This window comes from Gramella sp. AN32, from assembly GCF_023718305.1.
Classification (GTDB): Bacteria; Bacteroidota; Bacteroidia; order Flavobacteriales; family Flavobacteriaceae; genus Christiangramia; species Christiangramia antarctica.
In genome coordinates, this window is sequence record NZ_QEYO01000021.1 from 1 (window position 1) to 21,921 (window position 21,921).

Annotated in this window: 17 protein-coding genes and 1 tRNA gene; 9 read left to right on the forward strand and 9 right to left on the reverse strand. The window is 38.0% G+C overall.

All coding sequences use genetic code 11. The annotated features are described in order from the left end of the window. Positions 1-179: 179 nt before the first annotated feature. The 7 genes from DHD80_RS17275 to DHD80_RS17305 all read left to right on the forward strand — a co-directional run bounded on the left by DHD80_RS17275 (position 180) and on the right by DHD80_RS17305 (position 10,992). Entirely contained in the window at positions 180-1,001 is an 822-nt protein-coding gene (locus DHD80_RS17275) for an SDR family oxidoreductase (RefSeq protein ID WP_251742716.1), read from the forward strand. Positions 1,002-1,050: 49 nt separating this feature from the next. After that, positions 1,051-2,055 (forward strand): glycosyltransferase, encoded by a 1,005-nt coding sequence (locus tag DHD80_RS17280; protein ID WP_251742717.1) that lies wholly within the window; start codon positions 1,051-1,053, stop codon positions 2,053-2,055. Between the two features lie 3 nt (positions 2,056-2,058). After that, the gene (locus tag DHD80_RS17285) at positions 2,059-3,003 is read left to right on the forward strand and encodes a YbbR-like domain-containing protein (protein ID WP_251742718.1); all 945 of its coding nucleotides are present in this window, start codon (positions 2,059-2,061) and stop codon (positions 3,001-3,003) included. Further along, positions 3,000-3,593, forward strand: a complete 594-nt coding sequence (gene coaE / locus DHD80_RS17290) for a dephospho-CoA kinase (protein ID WP_251742719.1) — start codon at positions 3,000-3,002, stop codon at positions 3,591-3,593. Before DHD80_RS17285 ends, coaE begins: the two co-directional genes overlap by 4 nt. Before the next feature lie 64 nt (positions 3,594-3,657). Beyond that, positions 3,658-5,238, forward strand: coding sequence for a HAMP domain-containing sensor histidine kinase (locus tag DHD80_RS17295; protein ID WP_251742720.1), 1,581 nt, complete (start codon positions 3,658-3,660; stop codon positions 5,236-5,238). Between the two features lie 4 nt (positions 5,239-5,242). Further along, complete coding sequence (locus tag DHD80_RS17300; RefSeq protein WP_251742721.1) at positions 5,243-5,965, forward strand: response regulator transcription factor; 723 nt, start codon at positions 5,243-5,245, stop codon at positions 5,963-5,965. A 158-nt stretch (positions 5,966-6,123) separates the two neighbouring features. Next, positions 6,124-10,992 (forward strand): HYR domain-containing protein, encoded by a 4,869-nt coding sequence (locus DHD80_RS17305; protein WP_251742722.1) that lies wholly within the window; start codon positions 6,124-6,126, stop codon positions 10,990-10,992. Here the strand turns inward: DHD80_RS17305 and miaA are convergent. From miaA to DHD80_RS17340, 7 genes are all read right to left on the reverse strand, one after another. Then, complete coding sequence (gene miaA, locus DHD80_RS17310) at positions 10,982-11,890, reverse strand: tRNA (adenosine(37)-N6)-dimethylallyltransferase MiaA (protein ID WP_251742723.1); 909 nt, start codon at positions 11,888-11,890, stop codon at positions 10,982-10,984. The two genes, DHD80_RS17305 and miaA, sit on opposite strands and share 11 nt — an antisense overlap. After that, positions 11,883-12,713, reverse strand: coding sequence for an ion transporter (locus DHD80_RS17315; protein WP_251742724.1), 831 nt, complete (start codon positions 12,711-12,713; stop codon positions 11,883-11,885). The genes miaA and DHD80_RS17315 overlap by 8 nt, the downstream gene beginning before the upstream one ends. A gap of 159 nt (positions 12,714-12,872) precedes the next feature. Further along, positions 12,873-14,246 carry an exonuclease domain-containing protein gene (locus DHD80_RS17320; RefSeq protein ID WP_251742725.1) on the reverse strand — a complete coding sequence of 458 codons (1,374 nt, stop codon included), beginning with the start codon at positions 14,244-14,246 and terminating at the stop codon, positions 12,873-12,875. Positions 14,247-14,512: 266 nt separating this feature from the next. Then, positions 14,513-15,166 carry a YggS family pyridoxal phosphate-dependent enzyme gene (locus DHD80_RS17325; RefSeq protein ID WP_251742726.1) on the reverse strand — a complete coding sequence of 218 codons (654 nt, stop codon included), beginning with the start codon at positions 15,164-15,166 and terminating at the stop codon, positions 14,513-14,515. A gap of 62 nt (positions 15,167-15,228) precedes the next feature. Next, the gene (locus DHD80_RS17330; RefSeq protein ID WP_251742727.1) at positions 15,229-16,464 is read right to left on the reverse strand and encodes a DUF1015 domain-containing protein; all 1,236 of its coding nucleotides are present in this window, start codon (positions 16,462-16,464) and stop codon (positions 15,229-15,231) included. 113 nt (positions 16,465-16,577) lie between these two features. Then, on the reverse strand, positions 16,578-17,468 hold the full coding sequence (locus DHD80_RS17335) for a 3-hydroxybutyryl-CoA dehydrogenase (RefSeq protein ID WP_251742728.1): 891 nt from the start codon (positions 17,466-17,468) through the stop codon (positions 16,578-16,580). Between the two features lie 193 nt (positions 17,469-17,661). Further along, the gene (locus DHD80_RS17340) at positions 17,662-18,621 is read right to left on the reverse strand and encodes a Gfo/Idh/MocA family oxidoreductase (RefSeq protein ID WP_251742729.1); all 960 of its coding nucleotides are present in this window, start codon (positions 18,619-18,621) and stop codon (positions 17,662-17,664) included. Positions 18,622-18,755: 134 nt separating this feature from the next. Between DHD80_RS17340 and DHD80_RS17345 the strand changes: the two genes are divergently transcribed. Then, complete coding sequence (locus tag DHD80_RS17345) at positions 18,756-19,397, forward strand: protein-L-isoaspartate(D-aspartate) O-methyltransferase (protein ID WP_251742730.1); 642 nt, start codon at positions 18,756-18,758, stop codon at positions 19,395-19,397. Positions 19,398-19,661: 264 nt separating this feature from the next. Here DHD80_RS17345 and DHD80_RS17350 read toward each other — a convergent pair whose 3' ends face one another. Beyond that, positions 19,662-20,684, reverse strand: a complete 1,023-nt coding sequence (locus DHD80_RS17350) for a M28 family metallopeptidase (RefSeq protein ID WP_251742777.1) — start codon at positions 20,682-20,684, stop codon at positions 19,662-19,664. A gap of 168 nt (positions 20,685-20,852) precedes the next feature. Then, entirely contained in the window at positions 20,853-21,563 is a 711-nt protein-coding gene (locus tag DHD80_RS17355) for an SGNH/GDSL hydrolase family protein (protein WP_251742731.1), read from the reverse strand. A 133-nt stretch (positions 21,564-21,696) separates the two neighbouring features. Between DHD80_RS17355 and DHD80_RS17360 the strand changes: the two genes are divergently transcribed. Then, positions 21,697-21,781: transfer RNA gene (locus tag DHD80_RS17360), tRNA-Ser, on the forward strand. Positions 21,782-21,921: the final 140 nt, after the last annotated feature.

Consider the following 21,921-nt stretch of genomic DNA (forward strand, 5'->3'; position numbering starts at 1 on the left):
ATAACTGATAACTGATAACTGATAACTGATAACTGATAACTGATAACTGATAACTGATAACTGATAACTGATAACTGATAACTGATAACTGATAACTGATAACTGATAACTGATAACTGATAACTGAATTCCCTCGGTTTTGCTATCTTTACAAACTAACTAACATAAATTGAAATCACATGCCATATAACCTGTTAAAAGGGAAAAGAGGAATTATTTTTGGCGCGTTAGATGAAAACTCGATCGCGTGGAAAACTGCTGAAACCGTTCATGCTGAAGGTGGGAAATTTGTTCTCACTAATGCCCCTATAGCCATGCGAATGGGGAGTATCAATAATCTTGCGGAGAAGACCGGTTCTAAAATTATTCCTGCTGATGCCACCAGCGTCGAAGATCTTGAAAACCTTGTTGAAAAAGCGGTTGAAATTCTCGGGGGAAAGATCGATTTTGTTTTGCATTCTATAGGGATGTCTGTAAACGTGCGTAAAGGCAACCATTATACTGATATGAACTATGATTTTACCACAAAAGGCTGGGATGTTTCCGCAGTTTCATTTCATAAAACCATGCAGGTGCTTTATAAAAAAGATGCCATGGCGGAGTGGGGAAGTATTATTGCCCTGAGTTATATGGCTGCCCAACGTGTATTCCCAGATTATAATGACATGGCCGATAATAAAGCCTATCTGGAATCTATTGCAAGAAGCTTTGGTTACTTCTTCGGAAAAGATAAAAAAGTACGGGTAAATACGATTTCCCAGTCACCAACTCCAACAACCGCGGGACAGGGAGTAAAAGGATTTGACGGATTCATTTCTTTTGCTGAAAAAATGTCGCCACTTGGAAATGCCACGGCTCAGGAATGTGCAAATTATACGGTTACTTTATTTTCAGACTTAACCAGAAAAGTAACCCTGCAAAATCTTTATCACGATGGGGGATTCTCCAACACCGGTGTAAGCCAGGAGGTAATGGAAGCCTTTATCAAACACGAAGAATAAAATAAAAAGCCGGTTAAACAACATTTAACCGGTTTCTTTTTTCTCAAATATGCTCCCAGAATATTCATTTATCATTCCGGTTTTTAATCGCCCAGATGAGATTAGGGAATTGCTGAAAAGTATGCTGAAGGTTGACGCTCCGGTTCCTTTTGAAATTATTATCGTGGAAGATGGATCTACATTAAAATCTGATGCTGTTATAAAGGAATTTTCAGATAAACTGGATATTCACTATTATTCTAAGTCTAATAGCGGTCCCGGGGATTCCCGAAATTTTGGAATGGGAAAAGCAACCTCTAATTACTTTTTAATTCTGGATAGCGATGTTCTTTTACCAGCAAATTATTTAAGGGAAGTACATGCATTTTTAAATAACAATAATTGTGATTGTTTTGGTGGACCAGATGCGGCACATCATTCTTTTAGTAAAGTTCAGAAAGCGATCGATTATAGCATGACTTCATTTTATACTACCGGCGGGATTCGGGGGAGTGAAAAAGCTGTAGATGAATTTCAACCCAGAAGTTTCAATATGGGGATGAGTAGAAAAGCTTTTCTGAATAGTAAAGGTTTTGGAAGTATACATCCGGGTGAAGATCCCGATCTAAGTTTGCGCTTGAAAAAGGAAGGCTTTAAAATTTGTTTGATTCCGGAAGCGAAAGTTTTTCATAAAAGGCGTATTGATTGGCGCAAATTTTATATTCAGGTTAAAAAATTTGGATTGGTGAGGCCTATTTTGAATAAATGGCATCCGGGATCAGCTAAGATTACTTATTGGTTTCCAAGCTTTTTCACCCTGGGTTTTATAATATCCATAATCACGTTGCTATTAGGCTTTAAATGGCTGGTCATTTTTTACCTGATTTATTTTTTGATGATTGGCATAGATGCTGCAATAAAAACAGGAGACTTTTATATAGGCTTGTTGGCAATAAAAGCCACGATCATTCAGTTTTTAGGTTACGGTTTGGGATTTTTGGAATCCAGCTTTAGAGTGGGATTGATGAATGGAAAGCCACAGGAAGTTTTTCCGAAGTTATTTTTTAAAACATAATAAGTGAGTAAAAAGAAGAGAATATTTAAGCGATCAAGTCTTAAAACCTTTGGGTTTTTTCTGGCCTTTTCTGCCATAGTATGGATCCTTGTGCAATTCTCAAAAACCTATACGCAGCTTATAGAAATCCCGGTTAATTTTATCAATGTACCCTTAGATAAAAGCCTTGCGGAGAAACGGCCGGACCATGTGGATCTTCAACTTCAGGATAATGGTTTCAGCATTTATTATTATAAATTTTTTAATACGGAACTTGATATAGACCTTTCTAAAGCTACTGAAAATGAAGATTTTCTGGTTTATAATATTCAGAACCACCTTACCGATCTGGAAGACCAGTTAAAAGTAGATCTGGGTAACAGCAGGATCGTTCAGGAAGAGATTCGAATTCCTTTTCAATTTAAAAAAGAAAAGGTGCTAAGTATAGAACCAAAATTTAACATCTCTTATGCAGTAGGATTTTCAGCAGATAATCCCGTGGAGCTTATTCCGGACACGGTGCGGGTTAGCGGGCCTCAAAATATTATAGATAGCCTCGAAAGCATTAGTACGCTCCAGGTAAATTTAACCAATGTGAACAGCGATATTGCAGGAACTGTAAAGATTGATACTACTGGTTTTGGAATGCTTAGTTTCTATGAAAATAGTATAGATTATTCCCAGAAAGTGGAAAAATTTACGGAAGGCAGTGTGGAAATTCCTGTAAAAGTTATTAATGTGCCGGCAAATTTAAACCTCGCTTTTTTCCCAAAATCTGTCATAGTGTATTATCAGGTTAATTTAAAGCGATTTGATAAAGTAAGCGCAGCAGATTTTGAAGTGGTTTGTGATTTTAAAGAATTGAAAGAAGGAGATGATTTTATGGTGGCTAAAATTGTAACGCAACCTAAATTCACGACCAATGTTCGGCTCAATGAACGAAAAATTCAATTTGTAATAAAACGATGATGATTGTTGGACTTACCGGGGGCATTGGAAGTGGTAAGACCACCGTGGCCGGGATGTTCAAAGATTTGGGAATTCCCGTTTATATCGCCGATGATGCCGGGAAGAGGCTCATGAGCACTTCTGAAGAAATTAAAAACTCTATTATTAAGATTTTTGGGGAAGAATCTTACCACAACAGCGATCCAAATCGGGCATTTATTGCTTCAAAAGTCTTTAAGGATCAAAATTTACTTACTCGTTTAAACAATATTATACATCCTGCGGTTAATGCTGATTTTGCGGAATGGCTTAAACACCAGCATTCTGAATATGTGCTTTACGAGGCAGCAATATTATTTGAAATTGGCAGAAATTCGTCTTGTGATTTTTCTATTTTGGTCATTGCTTCAAAAAAGTTAAAAATAGAGCGTCTTCAAAAAAGGGATGGTAGCTCAATTTCCCAAATCGAAGACAGAATGGCAAATCAATGGAGTGATGAAAAAAAGATTCCAATGGCAGATTTTCTAATAAATAACGATGATTTAGAGTCAACATTCAAACGGGTTAAAGATATTCATAGTAAAATCTTAAAAGCAGGCAAAAATTCTTAGAAGTTCTGTTAACATTTGGTTAAACACTTTAAGCTCTAAATGTTAAAATCTTACTTTTGAACCCATGAATAAGAGGCTTTTTGTTCTTCTCGTAGTTCTTATGAGTTTGTCGCTTATAGGAATTATTTTCGTACAGGGATACTGGATTAAAAGCAGTATCGACGATAAAGAGGAGCAGTTTTCCTACAGAGCCAAGCAGGCCTTATTAGATGTTTCAGAAGAAATTCAAAATAGGGAATTTGAAAATTATTATTTTCAATTAAACAATCCTGATAGTACCAATAGTAAGTTGAGCAACGTGACGGTTACGCAATATTTATTTGCCGGTATAGATAAAGATCAAAACGAAGTCTATTATAATTCTGAAACTATTTTAGAAGAAGATTATAAGGTTTCCTCAGGTTTCTTACAGTTTGCAAAAGACAGTATTCAGTTTACCAAAATGATCAATAAAAGGGTAAGCGATATTGTACGAAAAAACAGGCTGGATGCGGGGGATAATTTAAGTGCCAGGCAGCGAATTGAGCATATTGAACGCCTGTCCAGGATGGAAGAAGTTGAAAAGGAGATTTTACGTTCTGCTATTTCTGAATTCATGGTAAGGTTACCGGTGAATAAAAGGACTTCAGAAGAAGAAATTGTTGAATTACTGGCGGAGGAATTAGATAAACAGAAGCTTGATCCTACCTTCGAATTCGGAGTTTATAATAATGGCATCGCTACAAATTTGCATTCAGATAATTTTAGTTTAAGTCATCCTGCAACATATTCGGTCCCGCTTTTTAAGGACGTGGCGGGTAATAATGGATATAGTTTGTTGATAAACCTTTCGAACAAAAAAGAAGAGGTATTATCATCTGTTGTTCTAATGGCCAGTTTGAGTATGGTCTTTACGCTGATTATTGTTGTAGCCTATTCCAGTGCGCTTTCGCAATTAATAAAACAGAGACAGATTAGTCAGATAAAAACTGATTTTATCAATAACATGACCCACGAGTTCAAAACTCCTATAGCGACTATAAACCTGGCTTTGGATGCGATTAAAAATCCGAAGATTATTTCAGATCAGGAAAAGGTGTCGCGGTATTTGCAAATGATAAGGGATGAGAATAAGCGGATGCACGGGCAGGTAGAAAATGTATTAAGGATTTCAAGACTGGAAAAAAATCAGCTTGATCTTAAAAAGGAAAGATATCATTTACACGATCTAATTGAAGATGCTATTTCCCATGTGGAATTAATTGTTGAAGATCGTGGAGGCTATATACAAACTCATTTTGGAGCATTAAAATCTTCAATTTTGGCCAATGAAGATCATTTTACCAATGTTTTGGTGAATATCATGGACAATGCGGTAAAGTATTCCGAAGAGACGCCTAAAATTGATATTTATACCTCAAACGTAAAAGATTATATCTTCTGCGAAATTCGGGATCAGGGAGTAGGAATGAACAAACAGGTTCAGAAAAAAATATTTGAAAAATTTTACCGGGAACATACCGGGGATATCCACAATGTTAAAGGTCATGGTTTAGGCTTAGCCTACGCACGCCAGATCATTGAAGACCATCACGGAGCAATTACCGTAACCAGTGAAAAAGGGAAAGGAAGTACTTTCACAATTAAACTACCACTAATATCTTAAATATATGGAAACTGAGAACAAGAAAATTTTACTAGTAGAAGATGACCCAAATTTTGGTACCGTCTTAAAAGATTACCTCGCCATGAATGAGTATGAAGTCACTCATGCAAAAAATGGAATGGAAGGATTCGAAAAGTTCAAAAAAGATGATTTCGATCTTTGTATCCTAGATGTGATGATGCCTTATAAGGACGGATTCACTCTGGCGAAAGAGATTCGCGAAAAAAATGAAGAAGTGCCAATTATTTTCTTAACTGCTAAAGCCATGAAAGAAGATGTATTGAAGGGCTATAAAGTAGGGGCAGATGATTACCTGAACAAGCCTTTTGATAGTGAGGTGCTTTTAATGAAAATAAAAGCTATCATGCAACGAAAAGCGACAGACAGCGTTGCAGACAGCAAACAATTTGAATTTGAAATTGGTGGTTTTCACCTGAACTCAAAGTTGAGATTCCTAACTTTTAATGATGAGGAACCTCAAAAATTATCTCCAAAAGAAAATGAGTTGCTTAGATTACTGGCGCTACATGAAAATGATTTAATGCCCAGGGAATTAGCATTAACTAAGATTTGGAGGGATGATAACTATTTTACTTCCAGAAGTATGGATGTGTACATTGCCAAATTAAGAAAATATCTTAAAAAGGATGTAAATGTGGAAATCCTGAATATTCACGGAGAAGGTTTCCGGCTTGTGATTAAAAACAAGGAAGAAGGAGCCGCATAAATAGTAAATCAGTTTCCAGAAAATCCCGCATCAGGGGGATTACCAGATGCGGGATTTTATTATTCCCCTAATGTTTTATAATTTGCAATCTTAGCAATTTATTAAGACATGTTTTCCCACAATACTTATCTTTACGGCGAACTCAATTCAGCCCCGTTTTGATAAATGTAGTAAGAATATGTGATTTTAAGGGCTCTCCTTCCCGGGAAGCCATCTTACTTCTTTCCTTTTTATTTCTTTTTATTTTTAGTGGATTCACGCAGGTTCCAAGTTATGATTGGCAATCTAAAGTTGACTTAAAAAATGTTGGCATTACAAATCCAGAGGATATCAATATTGCCATAGCTTCCGGACCACAAAATTTCGTATATGTGCTAACTTTTGGCAGCGGCGTGCAAAAGAGGAATGCTGATGGAAGTTCCGTTTCAAACAATTTTATTACTGGTTTAGACAGTCCTCTGGATATTGCTGTTGATAGGGAAGGTCTAATTTATATTGCCGATTTTCAGGCTGGGGGAGATACTTTTGCAGATAATGGTCAGATAAAAGTCTATAATAGTAATGGAGTTTACCAAAGGTCTATTCTTACTTCCTATTTTCGACCTATGGGAATAGATGTAGATGAGCAATATGTTTATATAGCTGAGTACAATGATGGGAAGCAGGGGCCAGAAAGAACTCCTTCAAGTAGGATTAGGATTGTAGATAAAATAACTGGTACTGAAGTTAAAGTAAATAATAATGTCACTATTCCTTATCGCATTACGGTAAATTCCACTGGGAAGGTTTTTGTGAGTCAGGCGGGAAACTCTAATTCCAGTGTTCAAATCTATAATGAGGACTTAGTGAATCAGGGTTCACTTGCCAATATCCAATCTCCTGGAAGTTTGGTTGTAGATGCTTTCGATTATTTACACGTCGTCGAATATGCCGGACAGGTGAATTTTGAAGAATTTATTGCGCTTTCTACGAATTTTGATTTCGGGGATTTATTACAATTATCTCATGATATTTATGACGGGATTAAGGATAATGCCTTTAGTATTAAAGTATTCGATCCCAGTTTAAACTATAAATTTCAGATAAAGGATAAAATTGATTTTCCAATTGATCTGGCTTTCAATAATTGTGACAAATTATATGTGGATAATTCAACCGTTTTCGGAACCCATATTGAAAATTTTATAGCACATACTTTTTTCCCTTCCAGATTGGAATTCGATCTCGAAATCTACCAAAGAACCCCGGCCTTTGATACTGAAGCTCCTGTGGTTTCCTGTCCTGCAGATATTACGGCCACCGCGGAGGCAGGAAATAATTTTGCCATTGTAACTTTTCAGGACGCTACTGCAACCGATGCCAATAATTTCACCATTAAACAAACGGGTGGATTATCCAGTGGGAGCCAGTTTCCCGCTGGTGAAACGAGCATCGTAGAATTCACCGCAACGGATATTTGTGGAAATGAAAGTAGCTGTACATTTACAATTACAGTAAACCCTTCCGATGAAGAGGAAAATAATCCACCAGTTTTTATAGACTGTCCCTCTTCAGGTATTATGGTAAATAACGATCCTGGTATATGTGGGGCTATGGTTAATTTTGCTACTCCCCAGGTTACTGATGACGGTGCTTCTTTTACCCCTGAAAGAACGGACAATTCCGGATTAAATTCTGGTGATCTTTTTCCAATTGGAGAAACAACAATTACCTATCAGGCAGATGATGGCGTTAATGAGCCTGTAATTTGCAGTTTTAAGGTTATCGTAAATGATAGCGAAAAACCAAAAATAGAGTGTCCGGGTGATATAAACGAAAGCGTTGCCTTTGGAGAATCTGGAAAAATCATTACCTATGGTATGCCCACATTCTCTGACAATTGCGGAAATGCCACCATAACTCAAATCGCAGGTTTGGCAAGTGGGAAAGAGTTTCCCGTGGGAACAACTACTAATACCTTCACCGTAGACGACGGAAATGGAAATAGCATCAGCTGTAGTTTTAAGGTGACCATCACAGAGGAGGAAAAACCTTTCAGTTTTGAATGTCCCGGTGATCAAACAAATTCTTTCGATCAAAATTGTCAATTCGAGTTACCAGATTTTACCGCCGCATTAAAAGAAGAATATCCAGAGGCAGAGTTTTCACAAACTCCTTCTCCAGGGGCGATAGTTTTTCAGAGTACAGATATTACAATTTCCGGAGTGCAAAACGAAGAGCAGTTTTCCTGTACTTTCTTTATACTTATAAGTGATACTTCAAAACCACAAATAAACTGTCCTGCAGATAAGATAGCAACTTTTGACCCTGACCAAGGATTTACAGTTCCCGATTATAGTAATGAATTAGTGCTTTCTGATAATTGTGCCCCTACAGCAGAATTAAGCGATAATGTGAGCCAGTCACCTGCACCGGGTGAAGTTATATATGATAGTCAGCAGGTTTCTTTTATCGTAAATGATGATGCCGGGAATACCGCAAATTGTAGTTTTCAGCTAAGCTTGGAGGAAGAAGATCAGTCCCAGGAACCAGAAGCAAAATGTAATGATACCGAAATCAATTTAGATGCGGAAGGCGAAGCAGTCTTAGTGGCAACGCAGGTTTATCAGGGCAATCCTGAAGAAGACAATGTCATGCTTAGCATAGACAAAGAAAATTTTGATTGTAGTGACCTTGGCAATGTAAATACGGTAACCTTAACAGTGACTGATAGGGATTCCGGTTTGTCCTCTACCTGTACTGCTTCGGTTAGGGTAGTAGATAATCAACCTCCCATAGTTGCATGTGGTGAAGATATTACTGAGTTTTATTTGGAAGATGGAACTTTAAAAATAGAAACATCAGATTTAAATTTCCAGGCTTCAGATAATTGTCAAATTGCTGAATCTTTTGTCGTTCCCAATACATTTACTTCCGCAGGAATCAAGACTATAGAAATATTCGTTCGGGACACAAGCGGGAATGAAAATAGCTGCGTGACCTCGATTGAGGTTTTGGATGAAGAAATTCCTTTTACCTGTAAAAATTCGCTTTCCCTTGCTTTAAATGAAAATAATGCATATACCCTGCAACCGGAACAATTAATCAATCAATCCGGAAACCTTTCTGGATATACTTTTTCACTGGATCGTGACCTTCTTAATTGCGAGGATGTAGGTGAATTGGTGCCCATCACTTTAAACTATACAAGCACCTCCAATTCAGGTTCCTGTGTGGTCATGATCGATGTTTTAGATATCGTTTACCCGGAATTCACGCAATGCCCGGCAGAAATTATTGAAATCACGCTGGATGAAGGCGAAACAGGGATTGTATTTGAAATTCCGGAACTTATGGCCACTGATAATTGCGAGGTTTTTATTACCCAAACTATGGGCCCCCCAGCAGGAACCGAGCTGCCTATTGGCACAACCAATTACCAGTTTACGGCTAAAGATAGAACGGCGAATACCGCTACCTGTGATTTTCAGGTAAAAGTAATAGGCGGGGAGGAACCGTCTGAATTTGCTCTAGATTGTCCGCAACGCGAATATGTAATTAAGGCTGATGAAAATTGCGGATATTATGTTCCTGATTTTTCTGAAATTCTCAATTATACTCCTTCTAACGTGAGCATAGAACAGTCTATCGCTAGTGGTTCTCAAATTACTGAAGAAGTCCAGATATTTATAACTGCGAGTTTTAATGGGGAGACTGATACCTGTAATTTTACGCTGGTGCCTATAGATAATACTCCACCAGAAAGCAATTGTCCTGAAGATAAAGTGGTTTTTGCGAATGAAGATGGAACATTTACTATTCCCGACTATCGAAACGAACTTAATGCGGCAGATAATTGTGGCCTTGGAGAAATCATTCAGCAACCTGCCGTAAATACTGTGATTAATGAAGACACCGTCATTAGCTTTTTAGTTTTTGATGTAGCCGGGAATGCAAGCTCCTGTAATTTTAATCTAAGCCTGCAAATCGATGAGCCCGGGAATGACGCACCTATAGGAATTAATGATCAATATCAAACCCAGATAAACACAGCCTTAGAAATTTCCGCAGGAAATGGCGTATTGGCTAATGATTCAGATCCTGAAAATGATTATTTAACAGCCATCTTAATTACAGATGTGAACTTTGGAACACTCACTTTAAATAGCGATGGTTCTTTTAACTATCAGCCAAATGAAAATTTTCAGGGAGAGGATACTTTTACGTATGTGGCTAATGATGGAGTTGAGAATTCTGAACCCATCCTGGTGAGCATTCTTGTAGTGGAGAATAATACAGGAGATTTTGAATGTTATTCGGAAGTAAGTTTTAATCTTGATGAAAATGGTGAATTCAGGGCCTTCCCTGCAAGCTTTTATTCCGGGAATGGGGAAGCTTATGAATTTGAGGCCAGTAAATTGCTTTTTACCTGTGATGATATTGGTGTACAAACGATTACTTTAAATTATAGCGGGCCTGAATCGGGTTCCTGTGATATTATTGTGAATGTGGGAGATAATTTTGATCCTACTCTCTTACTCCGGGATATCACGCTCACGCTCGATGCTGGAGGGAGCGCGGTCTTAAATATTGAAGATATCGACCTTGGTTCTTATGATAACTGTAATGGTACAGTGAGGTTAAGCCTGGGAAAAGACGAATTTAACTGTAAAGATATCGGGGAAAATAACGTTGAGGTCACGGGTGTGGATAGCAATGGAAATACGGCCACTCAAACTATTACGGTTACGGTAGTTGCTTCTGAATTTTCCTGCCAGACGGCCCCGCCAAATCCTTCAGGAATAGATTATGTATTTGTATACCCAAATCCTAATTCCGGAAGTTTTAGAGTGTATGCGCCGGCTATAGTTAGCATCAAACAAATTGAAGTTTATGATCACCGCGGAAGATTTATCCGTTTGAAATCTTTTGAATCTACAGATCGGAATTATCAGATGAATTTAGGACCATTGCAGGAAGCCGTGTATGTACTTAAAATTGTGACCGAAAAAGAAGAGATCATCAGAAGGATTATTATTAAGAATTAATTTTTTCTGAAATAAAGGTGAGGATGTTTTGGGGATTTTCATCAAAATTGAACCAGTTAATGGATTCATCTTTACGATACCAGGTAAGCTGCCTTTTGGCAAATCTTCGCGTGTTTTTTTTGATTTCTTCCACCGCGGTTGGGAGATCAATTGCTCCCGCCAAATGCTGAAATAATTCTTTGTAACCAACCGTATTTAAGGCATTATAATGCCTTTTATCCTGCAATTTTTCTACCTCATGTAAAAGTCCGTTTTTCAGCATAAGATCCACCCGTTCATTAATTCTATTATAGATGAGTTCTCGAGGAGCGGTTAGACCAATGGAAATAGTTTTAAAATTCCTGTTCGCTTGTTTATTTTTCAGAAATGAGCTGAAAGTCTTTCCCGTCCCCATGCAAATTTCCAGGGCACGAATTAACCTATGAGGATTTTGAACGTCTGCAATTTTATAATAATTGGGATCCAGCATGTATAATTGCTTTTGAAGCCAGTCGATGCCGTCGTCTTCCAAATGCCGATTCAGTTTTTGCCTAATTTCAGGATCTACTTCCGGGAAATCATCCAGGCCTTCGATAACCGCTTTAGCATACAGTCCGCTGCCCCCCACCATAACCACCGTATTATGAAAAGCAAACAGACTTTCAAGTCGCTGTAGGACGGCTTTTTCAAAATCACCCACATTAAAAGCTTCTTCTATGGAAATATGCTGAATAAAGTGATGTTTAACCGCCGCAAGTTCTTCGGGGTCTGGAACTGCTGTTCCAATCTTCATTTCTTTATAAAACTGCCGGGAATCTGAAGAAATAATTTCAGTTCGAAAATGCTCCGCGATTTGGATAGCCAGTGAAGTTTTCCCAATCGCCGTAGGCCCCACAATATTGATCAAATACTTATTCATTCAATTTATGGCTGCAATTATGGCAATATTCGGCCCCATCGAGATGTTTTGTTTCATTGCAGTTGGGACACACCTGGGTATTTGTGGGGGTCTTGGTTTCATAACTTTTGCTATATTCTGCACTTACTATCCCGGTGGGGACAGCGATAATCCCGTATCCCATGATCATTATTAAAGAAGCGATAAGCCGACCCAGAGGAGTTATGGGCGCAATATCCCCAAACCCCACGGTGGTGAGGGTCACAATACACCAGTAAATACTAAGCGGGATATTATCAAAACCGCCATTGCCTCCTTCCACTAAATGCATTAGTGTTCCTGCGATCACACAAATAATCAAAACAGCAAACAGGAAAACCAGAATTTTAGCCTTACTGTTTTTTAATGCTTTTATTAATTTTTGAGATTCTCCTATGTAGCGGGTTACTTTTAGTATTCTGAAAACGCGTAAAAGTCTTAAGGCGCGAATCGCGAAAAGTAAATTTGCCCCACCTACCAAAAGCCCTATGTAGCTAGGAAGGGTAGATAACAAATCCACAATTCCATAGAAACTTAAAACATAGGTTTTTGGCCTCTTAATACAAAGGATACGTAGAATATATTCCACCGTAAAAATGATGGTAATGATCCATTCTGCAACATAAAATTCATGGGCATACTCCATTATATAAGCAGTAACACTTTCCAGCATGACCAGGATCACACTTATAACGATGACAAAAAGAATGGCTAGATCAAATAACTTCCCGGCAGGTGTATCTGCCTCATAAATTACTTCATGAAGTTTTTGTTGCCAGGGTTTAAGGTGTTTATCTTTTTTCAAATGAATTGGAAATATTTAAAGTTAAGCATTTTCCTTAATTACAATTAAAGACATGTTTAAACGTCTACGATACCAGAAAATCATCTCTACAAACAATTTTAGATGTGAAATTTCATGTTTTGTAAGGATGAAAAGATTGTATTGTACGGAAATAAAAAATTATTCATGAACTGCGAGCTGAATGATTTTAAACTGGTGCTTCTTTCTTAAATAGCTTTGTATGATATGTTGCGCGTCGCGGTTATGGGACATGGGTGTAATGATCGAACGTATGATATCAAGATTGCTAATTTGAAAATTTAGATTGAAAAACCCCATGCCTTTAAACTCTCCTTCTTCAATTAAAAGGGCACATTTTTCATCAACTTCCCGGCCTCTGCCAATTAAGATCATGTTTTGTTTCTCGTATGAATATGTATTAATAAGCTCCCGAACCCGATCATTATATTCATCTGGGGTTTCCTCTTCAACACAGGCACCTTTACAACTCCTGAGCCTGTAATTAAAACAATTACCCTTTCCGGTATCTACACCGGTCATTCGGTCACAAAGTTCAAATTTCTCAGTCCATACACTCAGGGTGTTTTTTGCAGAACTTAAGGAACTAAAAGTGCTTATCCCGTTTTTAGTTTTGGAAGCTTTCCCAATTTTTAAATTGATATAACCTTTATCATCTGTAAAATGATAAAGCGCATGAGTGAAAATATCCCTCTTCAGGGCGCGATTATATCTTGGTTTGAGTTTTTTAATCCCCTGATTTTCTTTCAGTAGGGCAATTAGCTCATTACCCGTAGTTTCATAAGAGACTGAAGCTACTTTTTTCTGCATTTCACGGGATTTCACATTGTCATTGGTAAAATGCTGATTTACCTTTTTACGGATATTTCTTGATTTACCAACATAAATAATATCCCCTTTTACATTATGAAAATAATACACCCCTGTTTCTGAAGGTAGATCTTCAAGGATATAAACCAGTTTTTTGTCCATCAAGGCTTTAGGGTCTGAACGCACAAATTCTTTCAGAATAGATTTTTCCACGTCTTTCTCCAGCAACATTTTGAAGAGTTTTACTGTGGCCTGGGCATCTCCGGCAGCACGATGACGGTCACTTAAGGGAATGCCTAATGCCCTCACCAGTTTACCAAGACTGTAGGATGCCATGTCGGGGATCAGTTTTTTAGAAAGTTCTACGGTGCAAAGGCTTTTACGTTCATATTCAAAACCCAGACGGCGAAACTCGGTAGTAAGGATTCGGTAATCAAATTTGGCATTATGGGCCACCAGGATACAGTCCTGTGTGATTTCTACAATTCGCTTGGCCACCTCATAAAACTTTGGGGCGTTGCGCAGCATTTCATTGTTGATCCCGGTAAGGTTGATTACAAATGGCTGGATGGGCTGTTCCGGATTAACCAGACTTATAAACTGGTCTACTACTTTATGGCCATCAAATTTATAGATGGCAATTTCGGTTACTCCCTCTTCATTGTATTTGCCACCCGTGGTTTCTATGTCTAATATTGCGTACAAATATGTTTTTCTTTATTTTTTAGTCTGATCTCTGTCCTCTTATTGTTTGTCATTTGTTCTCTGTTAGCGGTTCAATGTTCGGATTTATTAGTTCGGATCGGAGTTCACTTCTGGTTTTAAGTTATTGCTCAAATTTTAAAATTATCACATTTTCAAATTAACACATTGGTTCACTCAATTTTTTTAACCAATTATCCCGTTCATTGTTATCGGTTTGTGCTGATGATAATTTTCAAATTGGTATATTTTCAAATTAACACATTTCTTTAATTTCTTTCTCCAAATATACTACTCCCAATGCGCACCATGGTGGAACCACATTCTATGGCAATTTCATAATCCCCGCTCATTCCCATAGAAAGTTCGGTGAGTTCTGGAAAATCGATCTTTAAGGTTTCAAAAACCGATTTTAAATATTGAAATTCATTGCGCACCTGTTTTTCATCATCAGTAAAGGTGGCCATTCCCATTAGGCCAATCACATCTACATTTTCCATTTTTTTATAAGCTTCAGATTTTAAGATTTCCTCAGCTTCTTCAGAAGATATTCCGAATTTGGAATCTTCTTCCGCAATTTTTATTTGCAACAGGCAGGAAATGTTTCGTTCATTTTCTTTAGCCCTTTTATTGATCTCTTTCAGCAATTTTAAACTATCCACGGCATGGATGAGTTTTACAAAAGGTGCCATGTATTTTACCTTATTGCGCTGTACGTGCCCAACCATATGCCATTCAATATCTTTGGGCAATGCTTCCCATTTATCGGTCATCTCCTGGACTTTGTTTTCTCCAAAAATTCGCTGGCCGGCATTATAGGCCTCCATGAGATCCTCATTGGGCTTGGTTTTGCTTATGGCAACCAGCTTAACAGTTTCAGGTAATTCCTCACGGTATTTTTTAATTTTTTCTGCAATATCCATCCTAAGGTACCAGGTTTTAATTAGAAGTGATTATAAGTAGGGTACAAATCACAGCGGAGAGTTTAGAACTCATAGATGGTTAGGCCGCTGCGTAATTTTGGTTCAATATAAGTACTTTTTGGTGGCATGATCAAATTTTCATCGGCTATTTGTTTAATTTCCTCAATTTGAGTAGGCAGCATGCCAAAACCAACAGCAAATTCTCCACTATCCACTCGTGTTTTTATTTCAATGAGATCATTGCGGCCATGTATGTATTCAATACGCTTATCCTTCCGAAGATCTTTAATCCCAAGAATAGGTTTCAGCACTTTTTCGTATAAAATATGAGCATCCAGCTCGCTAAGTGAATCGGTGACCTTAAAATGCGTTTTCCGAAGATATAAGGAATAAAATTCACCATCCAGGTACATATTGAACTGATTCTTCCTTTCCGGCAGATATACGTTCAAACCACGATTTTCTATACGAAAGCACTCATCCAACAGGATGAGGAATTCTTCTTTGGAGTGGCCGTTGAGATCTTTAATGAGTCGGCTATATTCATAAATCCTCAAATTAGATTCTGATATATAGTAACTCATAAAAAAATTATAGGGTTCCCTTCCCGTATGATCGGGATTGGAATCACGACTTTCTTTTGCCAACAAATACGAAGAAGCACTGCGATGATGCCCATCTGCAATATAAAGCTTCTCCATTTTGGCAAATTCAGCCTGGATATTTTTGATCTTTTCAGGATCGCTAATTTTCCAGAGAGAATGAATTTCTTTTCGGTTAGTGCCGAACTCATATTCGGGACGTTGCATCATCGCATCTTTTAAAATTGCATCTACCGTCTCATTATCCGGATAGGTGAGGAGTACCGGTTCTGTGTTAAAACCAACAACCTTTAGATATTCTTTAAAAAGCTCTTCTCTCTGTGCAATAGTATCTTCATGCCTACGAATCACATTGTTCTCATAATCCTCCACACTGGCTGCGGCAATAATTCCACAACAGGTATGCTCGCGGGTGTTGATCTTGTAAATGTATAAGTTGGAATTGGCGTCTTTTGAAAGGATATCCTCCTCCTTAAATTCCAGGTACCGATTTTTAACCATCCCAAACCGCTTCTCTCCGGCGATCTCATGCTGAAATTTGTAGCCGGGATTGATAATATGCAAAAAGGAATAGGGGTTAAAATCTAACTGGGCCCGAAGTTCAGCTTCAGAATAATCTTCATAGGGCCTTGAAGCGACTAATCCGGCAAACGCCCGGGCAGGTCTTACCGCCTGAAATGGAAATATTTTGCTCAAATTAATGATTTTGGTTTAAGGAGATTTCTCAGTCGCTTCGGTTCTTCGAAATGACCGGGAAATATTGTATAAGTTGTCATCCGAACTTATGTGAGAAATCTCACTACTCATTACTATTTGTTAAACTGCGCTGAGATTTTTTCAGCCTTTCTGCTTTCAGCATAATCATAAAAACCTTCTCCAGATTTTACCCCGGTTTTGCCCGCCCTTACCATATTGGTCAATAAAGGACAAGGGGCATATTTCGGGTTTTTGAAGCCGTTATACATAACTTCTAAAATGGAATGGCACACGTCCAAACCAATAAAATCTGCTAATTGCAGAGGTCCCATAGGATGAGCCATGCCCAGTTTCATTACCGTATCGATCTCATAAACTCCCGCCACGCCGTTGTACAGCGTTTCAATCGCTTCGTTGATCATGGGCATTAAAATACGGTTGGCCACGAATCCCGGATAATCATTCACTTCTACCGGAACTTTTTCAAGATCTTTAGAAAGCTCCATAATAGTTTTGGTGATTTTATCACTGGTATTATACCCTCTAATGATTTCAACCAATCTCATCACCGGCACCGGATTCATAAAATGCATTCCAATGACACGTTCAGGATGGGAAACCACGGAAGCGATCTGGGTGATGGATATGGAAGAAGTATTGGAGGCCAAAATGGTATCTTCCGGGCAGGCTTTATCGAGTTCACGAAAAATTTTCAGCTTAAGTTCGGTATTTTCTGTGGCAGCTTCTACCACTACGCTTGCATTTTCCACTCCTTCAGCAATGCTGGTGAACGTAGTAATATTGTCCAGGGTTTCCTGTTTTTGTTCTTCTGTGATCTTCTCCTTGGAAACCATGCGATCCAGGTTGGAGGCAATCGTTTCCATTCCTTTTTTTAAACCTTTTTCTGAAATATCGATCAGTTGAACTTTGTACCCATATTGTGCGAAAGAATGGGCGATTCCGTTGCCCATTGTTCCTGCTCCAATGACTGCTATATTTTTCATTTAATTAAGTTAAAAAGTTAAAAAGTTAAAAAGTTAAAAAGTTAAAAAGTTCAGAGTTCGTGGTCTTTAGCTTTAAGCTTTAAGTTCTAAGTTCTAAGTTCTAAGCTTTAAATTTTAATTTTAGATTTACGTGATTTTCAAATTGACACATTTTCAAATTGATCATTGGTACATTAAACAATAAATTTCCAATTTAAAATTTGGCAATGACCTGGTTGGCTATTTTCAGCGCTTTTGCCGCCTGTTCCATAGTCACGATTGGAGTCGTATTATTATTGATCGCATCAGCAAAACTTTCCAGTTCCTGCAAAATCGCATTATTAGGTGCAACGGAAGGATTATCAAAATAAATTTGTTTTTTCACACCTTCAGCATTTTGAAGGATCATAGCAAAATCGTCGGGATGTTCCGGGGCATCTTTCATTTTTACCACCTCACAAACCTTATCCAGAAAGTCAACAGAAATATAAGCATCGCGCTGAAAAAACCTCGATTTTCTCATGTTCTTCATCGAAATTCGGCTGGCGGTTAAATTGGCCACACAACCATTTTCAAATTCGATACGTGCATTGGCAATATCTGGAGTATCACTGATTACCGAAACTCCTGAGGCATTGATCTTCTTTACTTCAGATTTTACCACACTTAAAATAGCATCAATATCATGGATCATCAGGTCGAGAACCACGGGAACATCGGTACCACGCGGATTAAATTCGGCTAAACGATGGGCTTCGATAAACATAGGATTTTCAATACGATCTGAAACTGCCTGAAATGCCGGGTTAAATCTTTCCACGTGTCCCACCTGGCCTTTTACACCTTTTTCCGCAGCCATTTTTATCAATTCCTGGGCTTCTTTAAAAGTATTGGTAATGGGTTTTTCTATAAAAAGATGTTTGCCTGCCGAAATTACTTTTTTGGCAACTTCAAAATGCGAAAGGGTAGGAGTGACCACATCTACCATATCTACCGCCGCGATAAGCTCATCTAAGGAATCAAATTTCTTATAACCAAATTCTTCTGCAATAAGTCTGGCATTTTCCTTGTTTTCATCAAAGAAACCAACCAGTTCATACTGATTCGATTCTTTTAAAAGTTTTAAGTGAATTTTCCCCAAATGGCCTGCACCCAGAACGCCAGCTTTCAGCATATTTTTGCATTTTCCACAAAAATAGCATTTTGATATTAAATACTTTATAAATTAGAAAGCAATCCCGGGTGATTTTACTTGGGTTTTTGCACGGCGAATCCCTATTTTTATGACTTCCTAAAAGAAAATTTAGATTGAAAGACAACTATAGACATCAGGGTAAAAGACAATTACTGGTAAAAACCGTTGAGAAAAAGGGTATTAAAGACCAAAAAGTGCTGGATGCCATTTCCAGGATTCCCAGGCACTGGTTTATGGATAGTAGTTTTGAAGATCATGCCTACCAGGATAAGGCTTTTCCCATTGCGGCAGATCAAACCATCTCCCAACCCTATACGGTTGCCTTTCAAACTGAATTGCTGGAATTAAAAAAGGGAGAGCAGGTGCTGGAAATTGGCACTGGAAGTGGGTATCAAACCGCAGTTCTTTGTGAATTGGGCGCAAAAGTTTATACGATCGAGCGCCAGCGGGAATTATATAAGAAGACGAAGGCCTTTCTGAATAAAATTGGCTACCGGCCAAAATACTTAAGTTTTGGGGATGGTTACAAGGGTTTGCCCGAGTATGCGCCATTTGATAAAATTATCGTGACTGCCGGCGCTCCTGAAGTTCCAAAAGACCTGTTGGGACAATTAAAAGTTGGGGGTCGCATGGTCATACCCGTAGGGATTGATGTACAGATCATGACTTTATTTATACGAACATCGCCCAAGCACTTTGATAAACGTGAATTTGGGAATTTTAGGTTTGTGCCATTGTTGGAAAATAAGAACTAATGCAACAAGAGGTCTCTAAAAGCTTTAAAACAGAACGCTTGCTGATTCGACTGACCACGGAAGGGATGCAATTGTCGTCATGCTGAACTTGATTCAGTATCTCATTAGAGATGCTAAAAGAATACGTCAATTTCCTACGCCAGATAATTTTTTTTTCTCTTGCCTTAGGATAACGATTACCCTAAAGGTCATAGAGCGAATTTTGGGTATAAAAAAACACCTTTCCGCATAAACCGAAAGGTGTTTATATTATTTCAATAAACCTTATTTTGCTTCTGGAGCTTCAGCTTTATCAACAACCAAACGGGCTTCGCGATTGGCGATTTCCCAGGCGGTCAGGAAAACCAGTTGCGCCCTTTTCGCCATTAGATCATATTCAATCTTATCAGGAGTATCTGTCATTTTATGATAATCGGCATGCGTACCGTTAAAATAGAAAATGATAGGAATGTTATTCTTTGCAAAGTTGTAATGGTCACTTCTATAATAAAAGCGGTTGGGATCATTTTCGTCATTATATTTATAATCCAGATCGATATTCATGTATTTTTTGTTCACTTCCTCGCTTAGATTGTGCAGTTCTTTACTCAGCTTATCGCTACCAATAAGATAGATGTAAGGATCTTTACCTTCATGATCTGGATCTATACGGCCTATCATATCGATATTTAAGTCGGCAACCGTATTTTCCAGCGGAAAAATAGGGTTATCGGTATAATATTTAGAACCAACCAAACCTTTTTCTTCACCGGTAACATTCAGAAAGATAATAGATCGTTTTGGTGTATAACCATCTCTTTTAGCTTTGGCAAAAGCTTCTGCAATTTCCAAAACACCTACCGTCCCCGAGCCATCGTCATCGGCTCCATTATAAACATTCCCTTGATCATCGACCCCAACATGGTCATAATGTGAGGAGATCACCACATATTCTTCAGGTTTTTCTGAACCTTTCATAAACGCCACCACATTTTCCGTAGGTTTTACTTTTCCTTTTTTGAAATAAGATGTTGGAACGTCCTGATAATAATTATCGTTTCCCTTTGCCGCAGGAATTTTCAAATCCTGATATTCTTTCTTTAAATACTCTGCAGCTTTCTTTTGTCCCGGTTCTCCGGTTTCCCGACCTTCAAATTCATCGCTGGCAAAAATATATAGGTGATCTTTAAGCTCCTGGGCCGTAATGGTTTTTGCATATTCCATTGGATCGGCATTTTCAATTTTCTTATTTCCGGCACTACAAGCTATTAAGATTGCGGGAAGCGCGAAAACAATCATTTTTTTAATCATGGTTTCAGTTTAAATTAATGCGGGGCAAGATAGTTATTAAAGTTGAAAAGTTGAAAAGTCGAAAAGTTGAAAGTTAAAAGTTGAAAAATTAAAAAGGGACTAAGAAATTTGTCTAGTATTAAATATTCAAAATTTGAAAAATTTAATCCTTGGCCATTTCAGGATTTATTCATTTAGTACTTTTTCAATGGCTTCCAGCACCAAAGGTTCCATAACCGCATAACCTAAAGCATTTGGATGTACCCCGTCGCCGGAAAATTCTGCTTTCAAACCAAGACGGTCATCTACCGTGCTATCAAAATAATTGAGATAGGTGTAATTATTTTTTTCGGCGAAATTTTTAATCCACTTATTTAATTCCACTACTTTCCCGGCAGGTTCCAATCCCGGTCTCCAGGGAAAGTCATAAGCCGGAAGTACGGAGGATAAAATAACTTTTATATTATTTTCTGAAGCCAGAGTAGCCATGGCTTTGATATTATCGGTGATCATTTTTTGGGAAGAATACCCATTATTACCTGCAATATCATTGATGCCGGCGAGGATTACCACAACTTCCGGCTGAAGATCGATCACATCAGGCATAAAACGAATAAGCATTTGCGGAGTGGTTTGACCGCCAATTCCCCTTCCAATAAAATTATGTTCTGAAAAAAAATCGGGTCGCATATTTACCCAGCCTTCGGTAATAGAGTTTCCCATAAAGACCACTTTAGGATAGATTGAATCTGCATGGATCTTTTCATTCGCTTCGCGGTATTTCTTTAGATTAGGCCAGTCCTGTTCCATGAGTTCATTGTATTGTTCGGTTTGAGCGTTGAGGTTACCGCAGCAAACTGCGATCAAAATTAGGTAAACAAAATTCCTGAAGTGCATGATATTGATATTTATAAGCGAAAGATACAAATTTGAAAAAAGTAGGAAAACAGGGAATTAAAATTTAATTGTAAAAAGTTTGAAATTATATTGGGGGGAAACAGAAAAGCTTTCTATATTTGCATCCGCTAAAGGAGAAATGGCAGAGTGGTCGAATGCGGCAGTCTTGAAAACTGTTGAGGGTCACACCTCCGGGGGTTCGAATCCCTCTTTCTCCGCTGATCACATATCAGATTATACTAAAAAGCCCGAAAACACAGCGTTTTCGGGTTTTTTAATTTTATTCCATATAAAAAAACATCATTCAATTGTAAGCTTGAGGGGCTAAATTCGGGGCTGCTTTTTATGTTGAAAAAAT